At 63.5% G+C, this 13,799-nt stretch carries 22 protein-coding genes; 10 read left to right on the top strand and 12 right to left on the bottom strand.

What is annotated here, in order from left to right; genetic code table 11:
• The first annotated feature begins 16 nt into the window (after positions 1-16).
• Entirely contained in the window at positions 17-574 is a 558-nt protein-coding gene (locus ABFX23_RS17350) for a recombinase family protein (RefSeq protein ID WP_346034186.1), read from the top strand.
• A gap of 92 nt (positions 575-666) precedes the next feature.
• Here ABFX23_RS17350 and ABFX23_RS17355 read toward each other — a convergent pair whose 3' ends face one another.
• Positions 667-1,053, bottom strand: a complete 387-nt coding sequence (locus ABFX23_RS17355; RefSeq protein ID WP_428831683.1) for a MerR family transcriptional regulator — start codon at positions 1,051-1,053, stop codon at positions 667-669.
• Positions 1,054-1,158: 105 nt separating this feature from the next.
• On the opposite strand from ABFX23_RS17355, the gene ABFX23_RS17360 reads away from it, so the two are divergent.
• The 7 genes from ABFX23_RS17360 (at position 1,159) to ABFX23_RS17390 (ending at position 5,556) form a co-directional block, all read left to right on the top strand.
• The gene (locus tag ABFX23_RS17360; RefSeq protein WP_004213240.1) at positions 1,159-1,557 is read left to right on the top strand and encodes a mercuric transporter MerT family protein; all 399 of its coding nucleotides are present in this window, start codon (positions 1,159-1,161) and stop codon (positions 1,555-1,557) included.
• A gap of 27 nt (positions 1,558-1,584) precedes the next feature.
• On the top strand, positions 1,585-1,917 hold the full coding sequence (locus ABFX23_RS17365; protein ID WP_004213238.1) for a heavy-metal-associated domain-containing protein: 333 nt from the start codon (positions 1,585-1,587) through the stop codon (positions 1,915-1,917).
• Positions 1,918-1,927: 10 nt separating this feature from the next.
• Positions 1,928-2,176, top strand: coding sequence for a mercury resistance system transport protein MerF (gene merF / locus ABFX23_RS17370; protein WP_004213237.1), 249 nt, complete (start codon positions 1,928-1,930; stop codon positions 2,174-2,176).
• 2 nt (positions 2,177-2,178) lie between these two features.
• Positions 2,179-3,609, top strand: a complete 1,431-nt coding sequence (gene merA, locus ABFX23_RS17375) for a mercury(II) reductase (protein ID WP_004213235.1) — start codon at positions 2,179-2,181, stop codon at positions 3,607-3,609.
• Between the two features lie 11 nt (positions 3,610-3,620).
• Positions 3,621-4,247, top strand: coding sequence for an organomercurial lyase MerB (gene merB / locus ABFX23_RS17380; RefSeq protein WP_004213233.1), 627 nt, complete (start codon positions 3,621-3,623; stop codon positions 4,245-4,247).
• 59 nt (positions 4,248-4,306) lie between these two features.
• On the top strand, positions 4,307-4,708 hold the full coding sequence (gene merD, locus ABFX23_RS17385; protein WP_037492485.1) for a mercuric resistance transcriptional repressor MerD: 402 nt from the start codon (positions 4,307-4,309) through the stop codon (positions 4,706-4,708).
• Between the two features lie 203 nt (positions 4,709-4,911).
• Positions 4,912-5,556 carry an MgtC/SapB family protein gene (locus ABFX23_RS17390; RefSeq protein ID WP_004213231.1) on the top strand — a complete coding sequence of 215 codons (645 nt, stop codon included), beginning with the start codon at positions 4,912-4,914 and terminating at the stop codon, positions 5,554-5,556.
• Positions 5,557-5,639: 83 nt separating this feature from the next.
• Here the strand turns inward: ABFX23_RS17390 and ABFX23_RS17395 are convergent, their stop codons facing one another.
• From ABFX23_RS17395 to ABFX23_RS17435, 9 genes are all read right to left on the bottom strand, one after another.
• Positions 5,640-5,939 (bottom strand): hypothetical protein, encoded by a 300-nt coding sequence (locus tag ABFX23_RS17395; RefSeq protein WP_346034133.1) that lies wholly within the window; start codon positions 5,937-5,939, stop codon positions 5,640-5,642.
• A gap of 141 nt (positions 5,940-6,080) precedes the next feature.
• Positions 6,081-7,121 (bottom strand): relaxase/mobilization nuclease domain-containing protein, encoded by a 1,041-nt coding sequence (locus ABFX23_RS17400; RefSeq protein ID WP_346034134.1) that lies wholly within the window; start codon positions 7,119-7,121, stop codon positions 6,081-6,083.
• Complete coding sequence (gene mobC / locus ABFX23_RS17405; protein WP_346034135.1) at positions 7,108-7,656, bottom strand: plasmid mobilization relaxosome protein MobC; 549 nt, start codon at positions 7,654-7,656, stop codon at positions 7,108-7,110. Before mobC ends, ABFX23_RS17400 begins: the two co-directional genes overlap by 14 nt.
• Positions 7,657-7,833: 177 nt before the next feature.
• The gene (locus ABFX23_RS17410) at positions 7,834-8,829 is read right to left on the bottom strand and encodes a ParB/RepB/Spo0J family partition protein (protein ID WP_346034136.1); all 996 of its coding nucleotides are present in this window, start codon (positions 8,827-8,829) and stop codon (positions 7,834-7,836) included.
• Positions 8,826-9,584: a ParA family protein gene (locus tag ABFX23_RS17415; protein ID WP_346034137.1), complete on the bottom strand. Its 759-nt coding sequence runs from the start codon at positions 9,582-9,584 to the stop codon at positions 8,826-8,828. Before ABFX23_RS17415 ends, ABFX23_RS17410 begins: the two co-directional genes overlap by 4 nt.
• 24 nt (positions 9,585-9,608) lie before the next feature.
• Positions 9,609-10,076 carry a hypothetical protein gene (locus ABFX23_RS17420; protein ID WP_346034138.1) on the bottom strand — a complete coding sequence of 156 codons (468 nt, stop codon included), beginning with the start codon at positions 10,074-10,076 and terminating at the stop codon, positions 9,609-9,611.
• Between the two features lie 9 nt (positions 10,077-10,085).
• Positions 10,086-10,337, bottom strand: a complete 252-nt coding sequence (locus ABFX23_RS17425; protein ID WP_346034139.1) for a helix-turn-helix transcriptional regulator — start codon at positions 10,335-10,337, stop codon at positions 10,086-10,088.
• 108 nt (positions 10,338-10,445) lie between these two features.
• Positions 10,446-10,760 carry a single-stranded DNA-binding protein gene (locus tag ABFX23_RS17430; protein ID WP_346034140.1) on the bottom strand — a complete coding sequence of 105 codons (315 nt, stop codon included), beginning with the start codon at positions 10,758-10,760 and terminating at the stop codon, positions 10,446-10,448.
• A 389-nt stretch (positions 10,761-11,149) separates the two neighbouring features.
• Positions 11,150-11,854 carry a recombinase family protein gene (locus tag ABFX23_RS17435; protein WP_346034141.1) on the bottom strand — a complete coding sequence of 235 codons (705 nt, stop codon included), beginning with the start codon at positions 11,852-11,854 and terminating at the stop codon, positions 11,150-11,152.
• Positions 11,855-12,155: 301 nt separating this feature from the next.
• On the opposite strand from ABFX23_RS17435, the gene ABFX23_RS17440 reads away from it, so the two are divergent.
• Both ABFX23_RS17440 and ABFX23_RS17445 read left to right on the top strand, forming a co-directional pair.
• A complete protein-coding gene (locus tag ABFX23_RS17440; RefSeq protein WP_346034142.1) occupies positions 12,156-12,326 on the top strand; it encodes a hypothetical protein in 171 nt (56 codons plus the stop codon).
• 365 nt (positions 12,327-12,691) lie between these two features.
• The gene (locus ABFX23_RS17445; protein ID WP_346034187.1) at positions 12,692-13,036 is read left to right on the top strand and encodes a response regulator; all 345 of its coding nucleotides are present in this window, start codon (positions 12,692-12,694) and stop codon (positions 13,034-13,036) included.
• 304 nt (positions 13,037-13,340) lie between these two features.
• Here the strand turns inward: ABFX23_RS17445 and ABFX23_RS17450 are convergent, their stop codons facing one another.
• Together ABFX23_RS17450 and ABFX23_RS17455 are read right to left on the bottom strand one after the other, a co-directional pair.
• On the bottom strand, positions 13,341-13,610 hold the full coding sequence (locus ABFX23_RS17450; protein WP_346034143.1) for a type II toxin-antitoxin system RelE/ParE family toxin: 270 nt from the start codon (positions 13,608-13,610) through the stop codon (positions 13,341-13,343).
• Positions 13,598-13,789, bottom strand: a complete 192-nt coding sequence (locus ABFX23_RS17455) for an antitoxin (RefSeq protein ID WP_346034144.1) — start codon at positions 13,787-13,789, stop codon at positions 13,598-13,600. The genes ABFX23_RS17450 and ABFX23_RS17455 overlap by 13 nt, the downstream gene beginning before the upstream one ends.
• Positions 13,790-13,799: the final 10 nt, after the last annotated feature.

The following is a 13,799-nucleotide window of genomic DNA, read 5'->3' on the forward strand; positions in this document are numbered from 1 at the left end:
TCGCAGCAGCCGCCTGATCGGCGCAGAGCGACAGCCTACCTCTGACTGCCGCCAATCTTTGCAACAGAGCCGTCTCGAGAAAGCCGGTGCCATTAAGGTGTTCACCGACGTCATGTCCGGCAAGAGCATGGATCGTCCCGGCCTCGTCGAACTTCTCGCCTACGCCCGCAAGGGCGACACGCTGGCCGTGGTGCGCCTCGATCGGCTCGGACGCTCGCTCGCCGAGCTTCTCGCTACGGTCGAGAAGCTGCGCGCCCAGGGCGTGGCGTTGCTGAGCCTTGAGGAGAAGATCGACACGTCGTCGGCCGCTGGCGAACTGATCTTCCATGTGTTCGGGGCCATCGCCCATTTCGAGCGGCGCCTGATCTCCGAACGGACGAAAGATGGCATCGCTGCTGCCCGCGCCAAGGGAAAGCGGCCTGGCCGTCAGCCCCTCGACATGGCCAGGGTCGATGCCGCCATCAAACTGGTGGAAGCCCGGATATCGCCAACGGAAGCCGCAAGGCAGCTCGGTATCGGCCGATCAACCATCTACCGGGAAATGCGCAGATTGGGTATCGAGCGCCCCGCCTGATCGGCGGGGTAGGGTGGAGAATTGCAGTCGTTCCGCTGTTGCGCAAGAAGGGGTAGTTTGCGGGAGAACACGAAATCCTAACGCTCAGCGGGTCATGAGGCGAGCACCTCGATGATCGGGCAGTCCGGCACCATATCGCCGGAGCATTGCGCGGCGGTCTGGGTCAGCACTTTCTCGATGCGCCTGAGATCGGCGATCTTCGCGCGCACATCGGCCAGATGCCGCTCAGTGCGCTCCTTGACCTCTGCGCAGGTCTGCGCGCCGCCCTCGACGAGGGCAAGCAGGCCGCGTACTTCGTCGAGCGAAAAGCCGAGTTCGCGGCCGCGCAAGATGAAGCGCAGGCGGGATACGTGGTCCTCGCCATAAATGCGGTAGCCGGAGGCCGTGCGCGGCGGGTCCGGCATCATACCGATTTTCTCGTAATAGCGGATGGTTTCCAGATTGCAGCCCGTAAGCTTGGCCAAGTCAGCGCGCTGCATTCCCTTCCCGAAAACGTGATCGCTCATCGGTCCAAAAAACCTCTTGAGTCTGTAGTACCTACAGAGCGTAGCATGAAGTGGAATAGCAATCGAGAGGCGAGTCGCATGGATCGCGCTAATATGCAAATGCAGGTTCTTGAGCAGCCAAAGGCAACGGCGAGCCGCCGGCCAGGATGGTTCGCGGCGGGCGGTGTGGTCGGAGCGATCCTCGCCTCGACGTGCTGCATCGCGCCGCTTCTCTTGTTGATGCTCGGCGTTTCCGGCGCCTGGATGGGCAACCTCACGGCCCTTGAACCCTACAAGCCCTACGCCGCCGCCGTAGCGCTCGTCTTTATCGGGCTCGGATTCCGGCAGGTCTATTTCAAGCCGAAGGGGGCCTGCGCGGAAGATTCCTACTGCGCTCGGCCGCAAGCCTCGCGCATCACCAAGTCGGCGCTGTGGCTGGCCACGGTTCTGGTCCTCCTTGCCCTGACAATCAGCTGGTGGGCGCCGCTGTTCTACTGATCACGCTACCCCATAGGAGAAACCCATATGAAACGCCCCCTTCTCATCGCGCTCGGCGCGGCGGCCCTGGGCGCCGCCGGCCTTCTCTCGGCGCCGACGATTTCACCGCTCGCCGCGCAAGCTGCCCCCGCGCAAGCCGCCGCGGTCCAGAAGACAACGTTCAGCATCGAAAACATGACGTGCGCCATGTGCCCGGTGACAGTGACAAAGGCGATGAAAGGCGTCGCCGGAGTGAAGTCCGTCACTGTCGACTTCGCCGCCAAGACGGCGACGGTCATTTATGACCCGGCGACCGCCACCGTCGCAGCCATTGCCGCCGCGTCCACCAATGCCGGCTATCCGGCCCGCCCGGCGGGATGAGGACCGCAGCATGAAGGACGCAACGCTTCTGAAGACCGGCATCGCCGGCTCGCTCATTGCTGTGATCTGCTGCGCCACGCCTTTGCTGGTTGTCCTGCTCGGCGCGATCGGGTTGTCGGCCTGGCTGGGCTGGATCGATTATGTCCTCATGCCGGCGCTCGCCTTCTTTGTCGCGCTCACCGGCTATGGCCTCTGGCGCCGACAACGCGCCGCAGATTGCTGTGCGACTGAAACACAAACGAACAAGGAAAATAGCTGAACATGTCAGACTGCTGCACCACCGAAGGAAGCCGTAAGGGCGGCTACGACCTTGCCGTCATCGGCGCCGGATCGGCCGGATTCTCGGCCGCGATCACCGCCGCCGATCAGGGCGCCAATGTCGCGCTGATCGGCCACGGCACCATCGGCGGCACCTGCGTCAATGTCGGCTGCGTGCCGTCGAAGACGATGATCCGCGCGGCCGAGGCGCTGCATGGTGTGCGGGCCGCGCAACGCTTTCCCGGCCTGGTCGGGGAAGCAAGCGTGGCCAACTGGCCCGCGCTCGTCGCGGCCAAGGACGAGCTGGTCACCAGCTTGCGGCAGAAGAAATATATTGACCTGCTGCCCGAGTACAACGGCGTTGCCTATCTGGAAGGCGCGGCGCGTCTGAACGGGCAGGGCGTGATGGTGAATGGCGCCGCGATTTCAGCGGGCAAGATCATCATCGCGACCGGCACCTCGCCGGCCCTGCCGGACATTCCCGGCATTGAGGAGGTGCCTTATCTCACCAGCACGACTGCCCTGGAACTTGGCGCGCTACCGCGCTCATTGCTCGTCATCGGCGGCGGCTATATCGGCTGCGAACTGGCGCAGATGTTCGCGCGCGTCGGCGTGGCGGTGACGCTCATCACCCGCCGCCGCTTGCTGCCGGAGGCCGAGCCGGAAATCTCCGAGGCGCTGACCGGCTATCTCCGCGACGAGGGCATTACCGTCCGGACCGGACTAACTTATCGCGGAATCGCGCGCACGGCTGCCGGCGTCGAGCTGAGTATCACCACCGACGGCGCACAGCAGGTGATCGCCGCCGAGCAGGTGCTCGTAGCCACCGGACGGGCGCCGAATACCGATGGCCTCGGCCTTGTCGAAGCGGGCATCGCCCAAGCCGACAACGGCAGTGTGGTCGTGGACGACCGGATGCGCACCTCGAGACCGGATGTCTATGCGGCCGGCGACGTCACCGGTCGCGATCAGTTTGTCTATATGGCGGCCTATGGCGCGAAGCTCGCCGCGCACAACGCGCTGAACGGCGACGACCTCGTCTACGACAATACGGTCATGCCCTGGGTCACGTTTACCGACCCACAGGTGGCGGGCGTGGGACTGAGCGAAAGGGCAGCGCAGGCAGCGGGCTTCGAGACCAAGACCTCGATCGTCGCCCTCGACCAGGTGCCGCGGGCACTGGCCGCTCGCGACACACGGGGGTTGATCAAGCTGGTCGCTGACAAAACGTCCGATCGCCTGCTGGGCGGTCAAATCGTCGCGCCCGAGGGAGCCGACAGCATCCAGACCATGGTGCTCGCGATCAAACACGGCATGACGACGAAGGCGCTGGGCGAGACGATCTTTCCCTATCTCACCACGGTCGAGGGCCTGAAACTCGCCGCACAGGGCTTCGGCAAGGATGTGGCAAAACTGTCCTGCTGCGCAGGATGAAAGAGAGCGTCATGAGCCCCACTACATATATCGAGCATTTCCCGTCGATCAGTCGGTCTCAAGATTCCGCGGAACTCCTCGTCGCGCTGTTGCGGGAACTCGCCAAGGGGCGCCCGGTATCGCGAACCACGCTTGCCGGGATTCTCAACTGGCCTGATGAGCGCATCGCCGCCGTGCTCGCGCAAACCGCCAGTACCGAATATGATGATGACGGAAACATCATCGGCCACGGCCTCACCCTACGCGAAACGGCGCATTCCTTCGAGATCGACGGCCGCCGCCTCTACGCCTGGTGCGCTTTGGATACATTGATGTTTCCGGCGCTGCTCGGCTGTACAGCCCGCGTCTCATCGCGTTGCGCTGCCACCGGAGCGCCCGTTTCGCTTACCGTGTCACCCAACGAGATACGGGCTGTTGAACCCGCCGACGTGGCGGTGTCGTTGGTGCCGCCGCAGGAAACGAACGACGTTCGTCGGTCCTTCTGCTGCCACGTCCATTTCTTTGCTTCTACCCATGTGGCGCAAGACTGGGCCTCCAAGCGTCCGGGGTTGACCATCATCGGCGTTCGGGAGGCTTTTTGTGTGGGCCAGGAGCTGAATCGACAGCTGTTGCACCCGCCACACCGGGCAACGCCATGATCGCATACAACCCAGTTGACATCGGATTTGCAGCGCGCGGATCGAACTCCGGGGAGCGCATGCCCTGCCGACAGAGGAGGGAGGTGTCCGATGCCCCCTACACAGCGTCCCGTCTGGCCCATGATGCCGGAGTGAGCGTACATATTGTGCGCGACTATGTGCTGCGCGGGCTGCTGCGCCCGGCGCGCCGCACGCAGAGCGGTCACCGTCTCTATGACGATCATGCGCTGGAGCGGATGCGCTTCGTGCGCACCTTGTTCGAGGCGGGCGTCGGCCTCGATGAACTGACCAGGCTGTGTCACGCTCTGGACGGCGGCGGCGGCGATGCCATCGAATTTCTGCTATGCCTGCGGGCACGACTTGCCGCGCGGCGCGCGGCCCTGGACGTGCTGGACGGGCATCTGGAGCAAATGATTTCCGCCATCGGTGCCGACACCGCCAAAGAATCCGCCCGTGCCTGACAACCCTGCTTCCGAATCATCCTTCCACTGCCGCCTTTGGCCGGGCGGGTCGCCGCAATTGCGCCCGGCCAGCGCCGCATCGCTGACCATAGGCGATCATACCCGTGCCCCCGCCCGGGCGATCGCCTGTTCGCGGCGGCGATGCGGCGCATCATCTCTCGTCGCGCCGCGTTTGATTTCCGCCCCCCGTTCCTGCTGTGACAATGTCGTTTTCTGAGTTCATCATCGACACATTGCTGCCGCTTGTCGCCGCCGCGACGGTCGGCCTGACACTGGGCTTCGAGCGTGAACTGGCGCGCAAACCCGCAGGCCTTCGGACACAGTTTCTGATCACGTTGGGCACGGCCATATTCGTCCTGGCTGGGCGCTCAATTCCGGGGATGGAAACCGGACGGGTCGCGGCAAATGTGGTGACGGGCCTCGGGTTTCTGGGTGCGGGAGTTATATTGCAGCATCGCGGCACCGTGCGCGGGTTGACGACCGCCGCTCTTATCTGGGTGAACGGCGCGTTGGGCCTTGCTGCCGCCACGCAGGAGTATGTGTTGGCGGGCGTAGGCGTCGGTCTGGCGCTGGCCGCGCTGCGCGTGCTTGCGCTCATCGAAAAACGCTTAGGCGAAAAGTGGCAAATCCTCGAATATCAAATTACAACATATGAGAACGAGAGCGTTGTCCAAGCCATCCACGACGCTCTCAGCAAATGCCGATTACAGGAAGGTCCGCTTGCATACGAACGACAGGACGGGGTAACCCGGATGCATATCTCGTTCTGCGACACTCCCACGCGGCACCGTGAATTCTTGGAGCAGCTCCGCAAGATGTCAGACGTCACAGATGTCAGGGTGCTGTGACGTCAGGCTGTGATCAGGTTGATCGCGGTTACTCGATGGAGGCCCGCCCCTTCCCCGATCGACGGTTCTCCGAACGTTCTCACTTAGCGTTGTCTGGCGTACTTTCCACGCTGTGCCCTCTTCAAGGGCTGGCCCCTGGCGCCCTTAATCGTCGTCACAATGCCCCAGGCCATGCGTTCGACAATCTGACGATCGCCGTCCCATCGAATGACGGTGCCGGGATATTTCACCGATACAGATTCCGTCGCCGTGGGCCGGGTAGGCCAAATGTCGACCTGCTCACGCTCGATCCCTTCGGCGAATCCGTGCGCCTCTTCGTGGAGGCCAGGGGTTCGCCGCATCACGCGCTCATATTCGGCCCACAGCTTATAGTGATTGCACATGCGCCCTCTCGCGATGTCGTCAATGAAGGCGCTTGTATCATCGCGAAGCGACCAAGCCAGAGGCATCGCCGGCGACAACCTTGACCGAGCTCGGCCGCTGCATTTCGAGGCGCCGCGCAGCCGGTGGCACGTGCCACCGGCCTAGCGTGCTCGATCGGGCGGCTTCGGCCGCCGTTCCGGCTGACGCTGCCGCTCCGCGCGTCGCTCGATCGCCGCAAGCGCCTGCTCATGGGCGGTCGGTGTCCGCCCTCCCCTCACGAACGCACGAACCTGGTCGGCCAACTTGCGGTCGTCCGGATCGCCGCTGCCGGCGAGCTGGTCGGCAGCGGCTAGATAGAGCCGACGCGTCTCGGCCCAGGAGTCTTTGCTGCGCTTCACGAATGGCGGGGGCGGGGTCTTGCGCTGGTAGTCGCCGATGACGGCCGAGCGGAACTGCCGATTGGCGCGGGGCTGCATGGCAGTCCCGGCCTTCAAGCGTTGGCGCATTTGATGAAGCGCCATGCTTTGTCCAGCGCGGCCGATGCCGCGCGCCGCGCGCGGCGTTGCCTCCGCCGTCACGCCCCTGGCGCGTAACTCTTCGGCAAAGCGCTCCCGGAAATGGTGCAAGGTGTGAGGACGAGGATTGAAGCGCCGCCCGGTATCTCCGCGCGCCGCAACCGTCAAATGCACATGGGGCCTCGGCGTGTCGGTATGCAGCGCCATGACGTAATCCCATTCATCCTCGATCTCCGACTGCGCGACGGCCCGAACGGACGCTAGGACCTTCGCCGGGTCGGTGCCCTGGGGCATCGAAAAGATCATGCTGACGGCGGCCGTGGTGGCATTGTCGCGCCAGTAGACGGGATCGCCCCACAGTGCCGCTACCTCATTGCGCGTCTCGCGATCGGCGAGAATGTCACCGCCTCGCCGCTCAAGCGCGAGTTCGCCCTTGCGGCCGATATAATCGAAATGCGCCGCAACGTGATTTTTGCCCTTCGGCCGTCCGGTGACTTTCACCATGACCTCCGGCGCGCGGCTGACGACGCGGCCTAGCCGCGCCTTGGTGCCAAGCACGCTCGGCCGCCGTGGGCCGTTCGGCCGCAAAAGCCGGTCCATCCCCTTTGCGTTCGGGTCGGACACCATGCGGGGCCGAAAGAGCTGCGCGAGCGAGCGGCCCTCGAAGCTGGAATCAAAGTCGCTCACCGGGAACCTCCCAATAGGACAGGTCGCCCTTCGTCGCGGCACCGATGCCTTCGACGGCCGCTCCGATCGCGCCGCGCAGCTCGTTGACGGCGTGCAACTCCTCGACAATTTCGGCAGCGTTATCGGCAAGCGCCATCTTGTTCGCGGCCCGCGCGATCTGATTGACGTTGATGCCGATGCGTTGAAGCGCCTGACGGCAGTTCAACAGCTCTTCGCGCAACTCCCGGTCGACCGGCGCGGCAATGCCCAGGTGCCGACGCACAAGGGCCATTGCCCAAGTCGCCGGCGACATACGCCGTTCGTGTGCCCGGTGACGAATAACTGCCAGCTCGGTTTGCGTCGGCCGAAGGTAGAGACGGTGCGAGCCGGCGTTCTCGCGTTCCGGCACGGGCGTATCGCTCAACGCCGCGCCGGCCTGGCGTAGCACAGCGTCAACAACCTGCCGCATGAATGGGCCGCGCCCTCCCCTTCCCTCCGCCAGCGCGTCGAGCTGCGCAATCTTGTCGCGCTCGATCTTGAAGCTGAGCGTCTGCATGGGGGTAGGTATCTCCGCGTAGCTCGAACGATAGTTGCGAGGGTAGCGGTCTACATTCGCCGCCGCAAGGCTTATCCTGCCATCAATCTACCTACCCCCCCCATGCAAAGAAAAAGCGGTGGCACATGCCACCGCTTCAAAAATGCACCAGGTTGAACGCTGATGGTGAAATCGCGTTTAGAACTCGAAGTTTTGAGGCTCGCTTTCACCATCGAAGCGGACTGAAACCTGACCGCTGACAATGACGCCTCGGCGGCCCTGAATGATGATCGCCGGCGCACTGTCGGGCTCTTTCGGCTGACGGCGCGCCCTGCCCTCTTTCGTGGCATAGACCTCGGCGAGTGGTTTGCCGTTCGCTTCCGGCGCCGGTTCTTCGGCCGCTGCGTCGTCGGCCGAACTCTCATCGGCCGCGGCACTATCGGCGATGCTGCGAGCGGTCGGATCGTCGTCGGCCGCCCTCCCCTCTCGCTCGACGCGATCGGGCTGCAACGAAGCAAGGAACTGCTCGGCCTGGACGACGCTCGGGTTCGCGTTCTCGGAAAGCCAAGCCCGCGTCCGATCGCCGTCGATCTTGACTGCCTGGTTCACGGCCGCGGCGGCGCGCGTGGCGCAATCCTTCATCTCGTCAAGAATGTCGTCGGGCAGCGTGCGAAGCGAGTAGAGCCGCTTCACTTCCGAATGCGGCTTTCCGATGCGCTCGGCGAGATCCTTCGTCGAAAGATCATCGCCGACACGCGCCGCGATAAAGCGCACTCGCTCGGCAAGGTTGAGAGCCTGACGCTGTTCGTTCTCAAGGAACTGGTCAATGCCAACGTCGCGGTCGGCCTCGCCCTGGTCCAGCACGACGTCGATAGCGTCGAGCCCTAGCAGCTTGCACGCTCGCCAGCGCCGTTCGCCATAGCGGATGACGTAACGGCCGTTGGGCGTCGGCGAAACGGTGATCGGCTGCAAAAGACCGCGCTGCGCGATCGTCGCTGCCAGCGCCTCAATCTCGGCCTGGTCGAACTCGGTGCGGACCTGCGACGGGTCCGGGTCAATGTCAGCGATCGGCAAGCGCTGGAATCGGCCCGCCGCCTTGAACTCGCTGTTCGCCGGCACTGCGGAAAAATCCATCGCGTCCATATTGAAGTCGGCGAGGCTCTTCTTCACCGGCTTAGTTGCTGCCTTGTTCATGCGGCTTCCTTCTCGGCTTGATCGACAATGTAGGACACAACCTCGCGCACGATCGGCGCACTTCGCCGCGTGTCTTTGGCGAGCCGCCACACCGGCACCTCAAGCAAGGCCGCCTCGCGGACATGCTCTCGATGAGGAATGGTGTGCGGGATGACGTTTGCGGGAAGCGCTTGGGCGATCCGGTCCATGAGCTGCCGCGAAACCTCGCTCGTCGCCTGAACGCGATTGAACACGATGCCAAAGCGGGCGTGATTGCCCTCCCCTCGAACCTTGTTCGCAAGGTGGATGCTTTGCGAGATTTCGCTGAGCGATTGGCGAGCCGTCTTGTCGGGGTCCAGCGGCACCGCGACATAATCGGACGCGATCAGCGCCATAAGATTTCGGCCATCCCAAGCCGGCGCCGTGTCGATGATGCAATAATCGTAGTACTGCGCGAGCCCGGCACGAATGGCGCGAACGTAGGCGGCTATATGCTGGCCTTGCTGCGGTCCGTCCGTGGTCAGCTCGACAACCTGCCGAGTGTTCTTGAAGCAAGCGAGCGCCGGCGGCTCACCGTCTGGCTCGAAGTCGAGGATGGATTGAATAGGCCCAAGCTGCTCGAACTCGGCCGCCAGCATCCCCGCACTATGGCACTGCTTGTCGAGGTCCAGAACCACGACGCGCTTGCCCTGCTCGGCTAGGTGCCAAGCGATGTGGCAAGTGAGGGTGGTTTTGCCGATCCCCCCCCTCTCGTTCGTGACTACGATCGTTCGCATAATTCGTCTCCCCGCCGTGTGGCGTCAGTGATTCCAGTAGCGTTCGTGGCGATCCTGGCCCGCCGGCGAAAAGTCGGTGCCGAGGATCATGCGCGTATTCGAAAAATCATCGCCCGCCGCGAAGCCCGCGCCGTTCTCATCGGGAACGAAAGCCCGGCTGCGCCTGTCCGGTAGCAGCGCGGCGACAAGGGCAATGCCGCCAACGCAGGCAATCGCCTCGAGGAAACCAACTGCGTGAGACAGCAAAATGAAGAGCGTGACGAAAAGCGCCAGCAGCGCGAGGCCGATGGCAAGCACAACCAGGACAGCGATGGCGATGGCGACCAAGCGGGTAATCCGCGCGCCGGCGCCGATCAGCTCGGCGAACCGCCGAGCGGCGGCGCGAAGGCGCTGGGGGGTGCTCGGCCGCTCAACCGTCAGGCCGGGCATATCGCGATCGAGCGCGAGCACGTCGAGCGGAAGCTCGTCGACCGGGACAGGTTCTTTGGGCATCGCAGCCTCCTAAGTTGGTTGGCTCTCGCCTCCGTTGGGGCCGACCAACTGCGGGAACGGCTGCTCCCGAAAGATGTTCGGCACTGGCGTTCGCAGGACTGCCGCCATGCGAAGCGCCGTGAGTAGTGTTGCATCCTGGCGACCGTTCTCGATCGCGCCGATGGTTTCGGGCGTAACACCAACAGCCCGCCCAAGCTCGGCCTGTGTAAGTCCCGAAGCGCGGCGCAGCATCGCCACGCGATTAAAGAGCTTTGCCGCCATGGGCTCTCCGCAAAAGTTTCCCTATTAAAAATAGGGGCAGGGACAGGCATTGTCCATAAAAAAAGGGCGGCCGTTAGGCCGCCCAACTTTGCGGGGGAGGGGAGGGGGCTACTCGCCCCCTGCCCGTGCCAGGATACCGAGCCCGTCAGCGATCAGATCCACGGTGTATCGGGTTTCGCCATCGGCCTCGTAGCTGTTCTGGCGCACCCGACCGGTGATGTGGACCAGGTCGCCCTTACCCAGATCGCCGGCGCGTTCCGCGAGCTGCTTGAAAAAGGTGACGCGGTTCCAGAGCGTGTCGGTTTTCCAATCGTCGCCGTCCCTGCGATTGTAGTTCGCGGCAACCGAAACGTGGGTGACGTTATCGCTCGGCTTCACGTCGCCAACGCGACCGATGATCCGAAATTCAGCGATGTTCTGCATGGTAGTCTCCTTTGGTGGTCGTTGCTGACGGATTTTTCAGGATGGAGCGAAGGCCCGCGGGCAAGCTGAAAATGGGAGGGTCCGCTTGCGGAAACCCAAGGCCGAAGGCCGGTTTTCTGCTTGCTTGCATTAGGGTCTGAGCGGAGTTCTTATCCGTCAGAAAGCAACGCCCCAAAGGCACGTCCTGCGAGAGACGCCTTTCGTTTTGTCTGCGGTGGCACGTGCCACCGGCATTTGTCGGCCATCGACCGCCGCGCGCGATCGACAGGGCGATAGGTGGAACGGCTCGATCGGACTCCCAACGCATCCGGCAGGACCGGGCAAGTCCGCTGGCGAAAAGGTAGGGTGGTGGCACGTGCCACCGGCTAGAGCCTGAATAGCGCGGGAAGTCAGCGCGTCCGCTCACGGGTCTTATCTGCTTGCTCGGGCTCGGCCTTCGGCTGTTGGGCGGCGCGATACGCCGCCCAAACCCGCTTGACGGTGCTGCGGTCGCACTCGGCCAGCTCGGCGGTTCGGGCGATGCTTTTGCCCGCCTCCCGCAAGGCGATGATCCGCGCATGTTTCGCGCGATCGCTCTTGCGCCCGCCGCTGCGGCCCTCGGCCTTAGCCAATGCGATCCCCTGACGTTGCCGTTCGCGGCGATCCTCGTAGTCGTCATGAGCGAGCTGCAAGGCGATCTTCAAGAGCATGTCCTGAACAGACTCGAGGACGATGCGGGCGACGCCTTCGGCGTCGGCCGCGAGGTCTGTCAGGTCGACGACGCCGGGGACGGCGAGCCGCGCGCCGCGCTCCCGGATCGTCGCGACCAGCTTTTCCGCCTCGGCAAGTGGCAGGCGACTTATCCGGTCGATCTTCTCGGCGATCACAACCTCTCCGGGCTGAAGGTCGGCGATCATGCGTAGCAGCTCGGGTCGATCGGCCCGCGCACCCGACGCCTTCTCGCGGTAGACGGCCGCGACATAGTAGCCGGCGGCCTTCGCGTCGGCCGCGATAGCATCCTGCCGCCGCAAGTCCTGGGCGTCCGTGCTGACGCGCAAATAGACGCGCGCGATCTGCGGGGGAGGGGAGGGGGTATCGCTGCGGCCTGCGGTCATGGCGCGTAACCTATACCTTTCGCGCTAGGCGCGAAAGCCATGGCGCGAAATTCTTCAGGCGCAACCCTAATGCGCCATCCCCAAATGGCCGAGATTTCGCGCCAGGTGGACTCTACAAGACGAAGGCGCAATAATTGCGCGTGGCCCCGTTCCGCGCGATGGTCGTCACCGGCCTTGAGAAGCTGGCTTGAGAAGGGGAGCCCCGCCAGCGGCGCGGCGTAGGCGGGGCTTCTCTTATCCTCTTAGCAACCGCTGCAACGCTACATCGTGATCGTGTGCAGAATCTCGGGCAGTTACGTTCATGGATAAGGGCAACGACACGAAGACAGCCGTGTCACTCATGAAAATGGCATTGGCGCTTCTCGACAAAGCGGGCGAGGGCACGAGCGCGGCCGCCTGCCATCTTCAAGCGGCGATCGACGCCGGCAGCGGTGCGCCCAAGCCGCTCGCTCAATCCGAGAAGGTGCCGTGAGCGATCGCGAGCCGGCAATTCACTGGTCGCTGGGACTGCCACACAGCGCGAAGGTTCCTGCCCGGAGCGGCGGTCATTGGAATCTAAGCGTGCGGCACGCGCGAAGTAGGGATCGCCTGAGTTGGTCTTGGGAGGTCCGCCATTCCGACGATCATCGGTGCGAAAAGGGCATCACGTCCACGGCGCAGTTCGCGTTGATGAACGCTGAGCGCGCGATGAAAGGACTGGATCAACCCGGCATCTAAAATTGCGCTGGACGGGGAACCTGTCGCGTATTCGGGATTTATACTAAAATCGCGACACCGTGGATCGAAGGGGAGGGCGCCTACGTGACTCCATCATCTGACCAAAGCTTTGCTGTTCTCGTGGTCGAGGATGAAGGGTTGCTCCGCATATGCATGGCTGAGGCCCTGCAGAACGCAGGGCTCACGGTGTTTGAGGCGGTCAACGCTACCGACGCTCTGAAGGTGCTTGACGCGCGCAACGATATTCGCGTGGTTCTGACAGATATCGAAATGCCCGGCGGAATCGACGGCCTGGCTCTCTCCGCGACAATTCACGAGCGATGGCCGGAGATCGGCGTGGTGATTGCGTCGGGCCGGATCAGGCCCGATGCGGCGGAGCTGCCGGCGAACGGCGAGTTCATTGCCAAGCCCTACGATCTAGATGAAATGGCCGTCCGCGTTGTCCAGATGCTTGGAGGCACCTAGTTGCCGTTACGATAAAGCGTCACCTCGGCAAACGGCTCTCCACCGCACCGGCTGCACCGGAGCCGATCTATCAACTTATATATGTGCGTGTCGAAGTGGATGCCGCGCGACCGTGCGAAGTCCCCGAGGGGTTCGACAAGCGAGCGCCCGCACGCGCAGCGGATGCTAATATAGCAGCTCTGGCGATACCAAATTGGATCGATCGGTTTCGGGCGATGGTAGTTCGCGGCCATCATGCCCATATGCGCCAAACGGAACAGTTAGGGAACATCCGGCACATGTCGCGCTCGCAAGGGGAGGGCGCTTATTCGTCCTGAGCACCATGAACAATGTCGATGATGTAGACACGATCGCCATCGAAGAGATAGCGGATGAGGTAGGGTCGAATCAGCGACCACTGCCGCAAGCCATGGCCGATGCTCCGGCCTTTGGCCGGAAATTCGGCGAGGCTTTCGGCAGCCTCAATCAGCCGTTCGGCGAAGCGGGCCGCTGCCTCCGGATTGAATTGTCCGATGTAAGAGCGAATGGCGGCGAGGTCTGACAGCGCCTCGCGCGTCCAGACTACTTGAGCCATTCAGCCGGGATCGGCTTTTCGTCGGCCGTGCCCCAGGTCTTGAGCCAGTCCGTCACCGCCTCGTTCGGCACCACGCGTCCCGCCTCGATGTCGGCAAGCGCACGCTTGCGCGACAAGTCGAGCGCAGCGGGGTCTTCGTAGAGGGCGCGTTCTGCGTTCATGCCGCCAATATAGCGCATTCTCACTAGG

This window comes from Erythrobacter westpacificensis (assembly GCF_039542285.1).
Lineage (GTDB): Bacteria > Pseudomonadota > Alphaproteobacteria > Sphingomonadales > Sphingomonadaceae > Alteraurantiacibacter > Alteraurantiacibacter westpacificensis.

Bases quoted from the DNA above. Each gene is read 5' to 3' on its own strand.
- ABFX23_RS17355 (WP_428831683.1), bottom strand. From the start codon at position 1,053: ATGCAGCGCGCTGACTTGGCCAAGCTTACGGGCTGCAATCTGGAAACC.
- ABFX23_RS17440 (WP_346034142.1), top strand. From the start codon at position 12,156: ATGGATAAGGGCAACGACACGAAGACAGCCGTGTCACTCATGAAAATG.
- ABFX23_RS17420 (WP_346034138.1), bottom strand. From the start codon at position 10,076: ATGCCCAAAGAACCTGTCCCGGTCGACGAGCTTCCGCTCGACGTGCTC.
- merD (WP_037492485.1), top strand. From the start codon at position 4,307: ATGCCCTGCCGACAGAGGAGGGAGGTGTCCGATGCCCCCTACACAGCG.
- ABFX23_RS17390 (WP_004213231.1), top strand. From the start codon at position 4,912: ATGTCGTTTTCTGAGTTCATCATCGACACATTGCTGCCGCTTGTCGCC.
- ABFX23_RS17425 (WP_346034139.1), bottom strand. From the start codon at position 10,337: ATGGCGGCAAAGCTCTTTAATCGCGTGGCGATGCTGCGCCGCGCTTCG.
- merF (WP_004213237.1), top strand. From the start codon at position 1,928: ATGAAGGACGCAACGCTTCTGAAGACCGGCATCGCCGGCTCGCTCATT.
- mobC (WP_346034135.1), bottom strand. From the start codon at position 7,656: ATGCAGACGCTCAGCTTCAAGATCGAGCGCGACAAGATTGCGCAGCTC.
- ABFX23_RS17395 (WP_346034133.1), bottom strand. From the start codon at position 5,939: ATGTGCAATCACTATAAGCTGTGGGCCGAATATGAGCGCGTGATGCGG.
- ABFX23_RS17415 (WP_346034137.1), bottom strand. From the start codon at position 9,584: ATGCGAACGATCGTAGTCACGAACGAGAGGGGGGGGATCGGCAAAACC.
- merB (WP_004213233.1), top strand. From the start codon at position 3,621: ATGAGCCCCACTACATATATCGAGCATTTCCCGTCGATCAGTCGGTCT.
- ABFX23_RS17365 (WP_004213238.1), top strand. From the start codon at position 1,585: ATGAAACGCCCCCTTCTCATCGCGCTCGGCGCGGCGGCCCTGGGCGCC.
- ABFX23_RS17360 (WP_004213240.1), top strand. From the start codon at position 1,159: ATGGATCGCGCTAATATGCAAATGCAGGTTCTTGAGCAGCCAAAGGCA.
- ABFX23_RS17410 (WP_346034136.1), bottom strand. From the start codon at position 8,829: ATGAACAAGGCAGCAACTAAGCCGGTGAAGAAGAGCCTCGCCGACTTC.
- merA (WP_004213235.1), top strand. From the start codon at position 2,179: ATGTCAGACTGCTGCACCACCGAAGGAAGCCGTAAGGGCGGCTACGAC.
- ABFX23_RS17450 (WP_346034143.1), bottom strand. From the start codon at position 13,610: ATGGCTCAAGTAGTCTGGACGCGCGAGGCGCTGTCAGACCTCGCCGCC.
- ABFX23_RS17455 (WP_346034144.1), bottom strand. From the start codon at position 13,789: ATGCGCTATATTGGCGGCATGAACGCAGAACGCGCCCTCTACGAAGAC.
- ABFX23_RS17435 (WP_346034141.1), bottom strand. From the start codon at position 11,854: ATGACCGCAGGCCGCAGCGATACCCCCTCCCCTCCCCCGCAGATCGCG.
- ABFX23_RS17430 (WP_346034140.1), bottom strand. From the start codon at position 10,760: ATGCAGAACATCGCTGAATTTCGGATCATCGGTCGCGTTGGCGACGTG.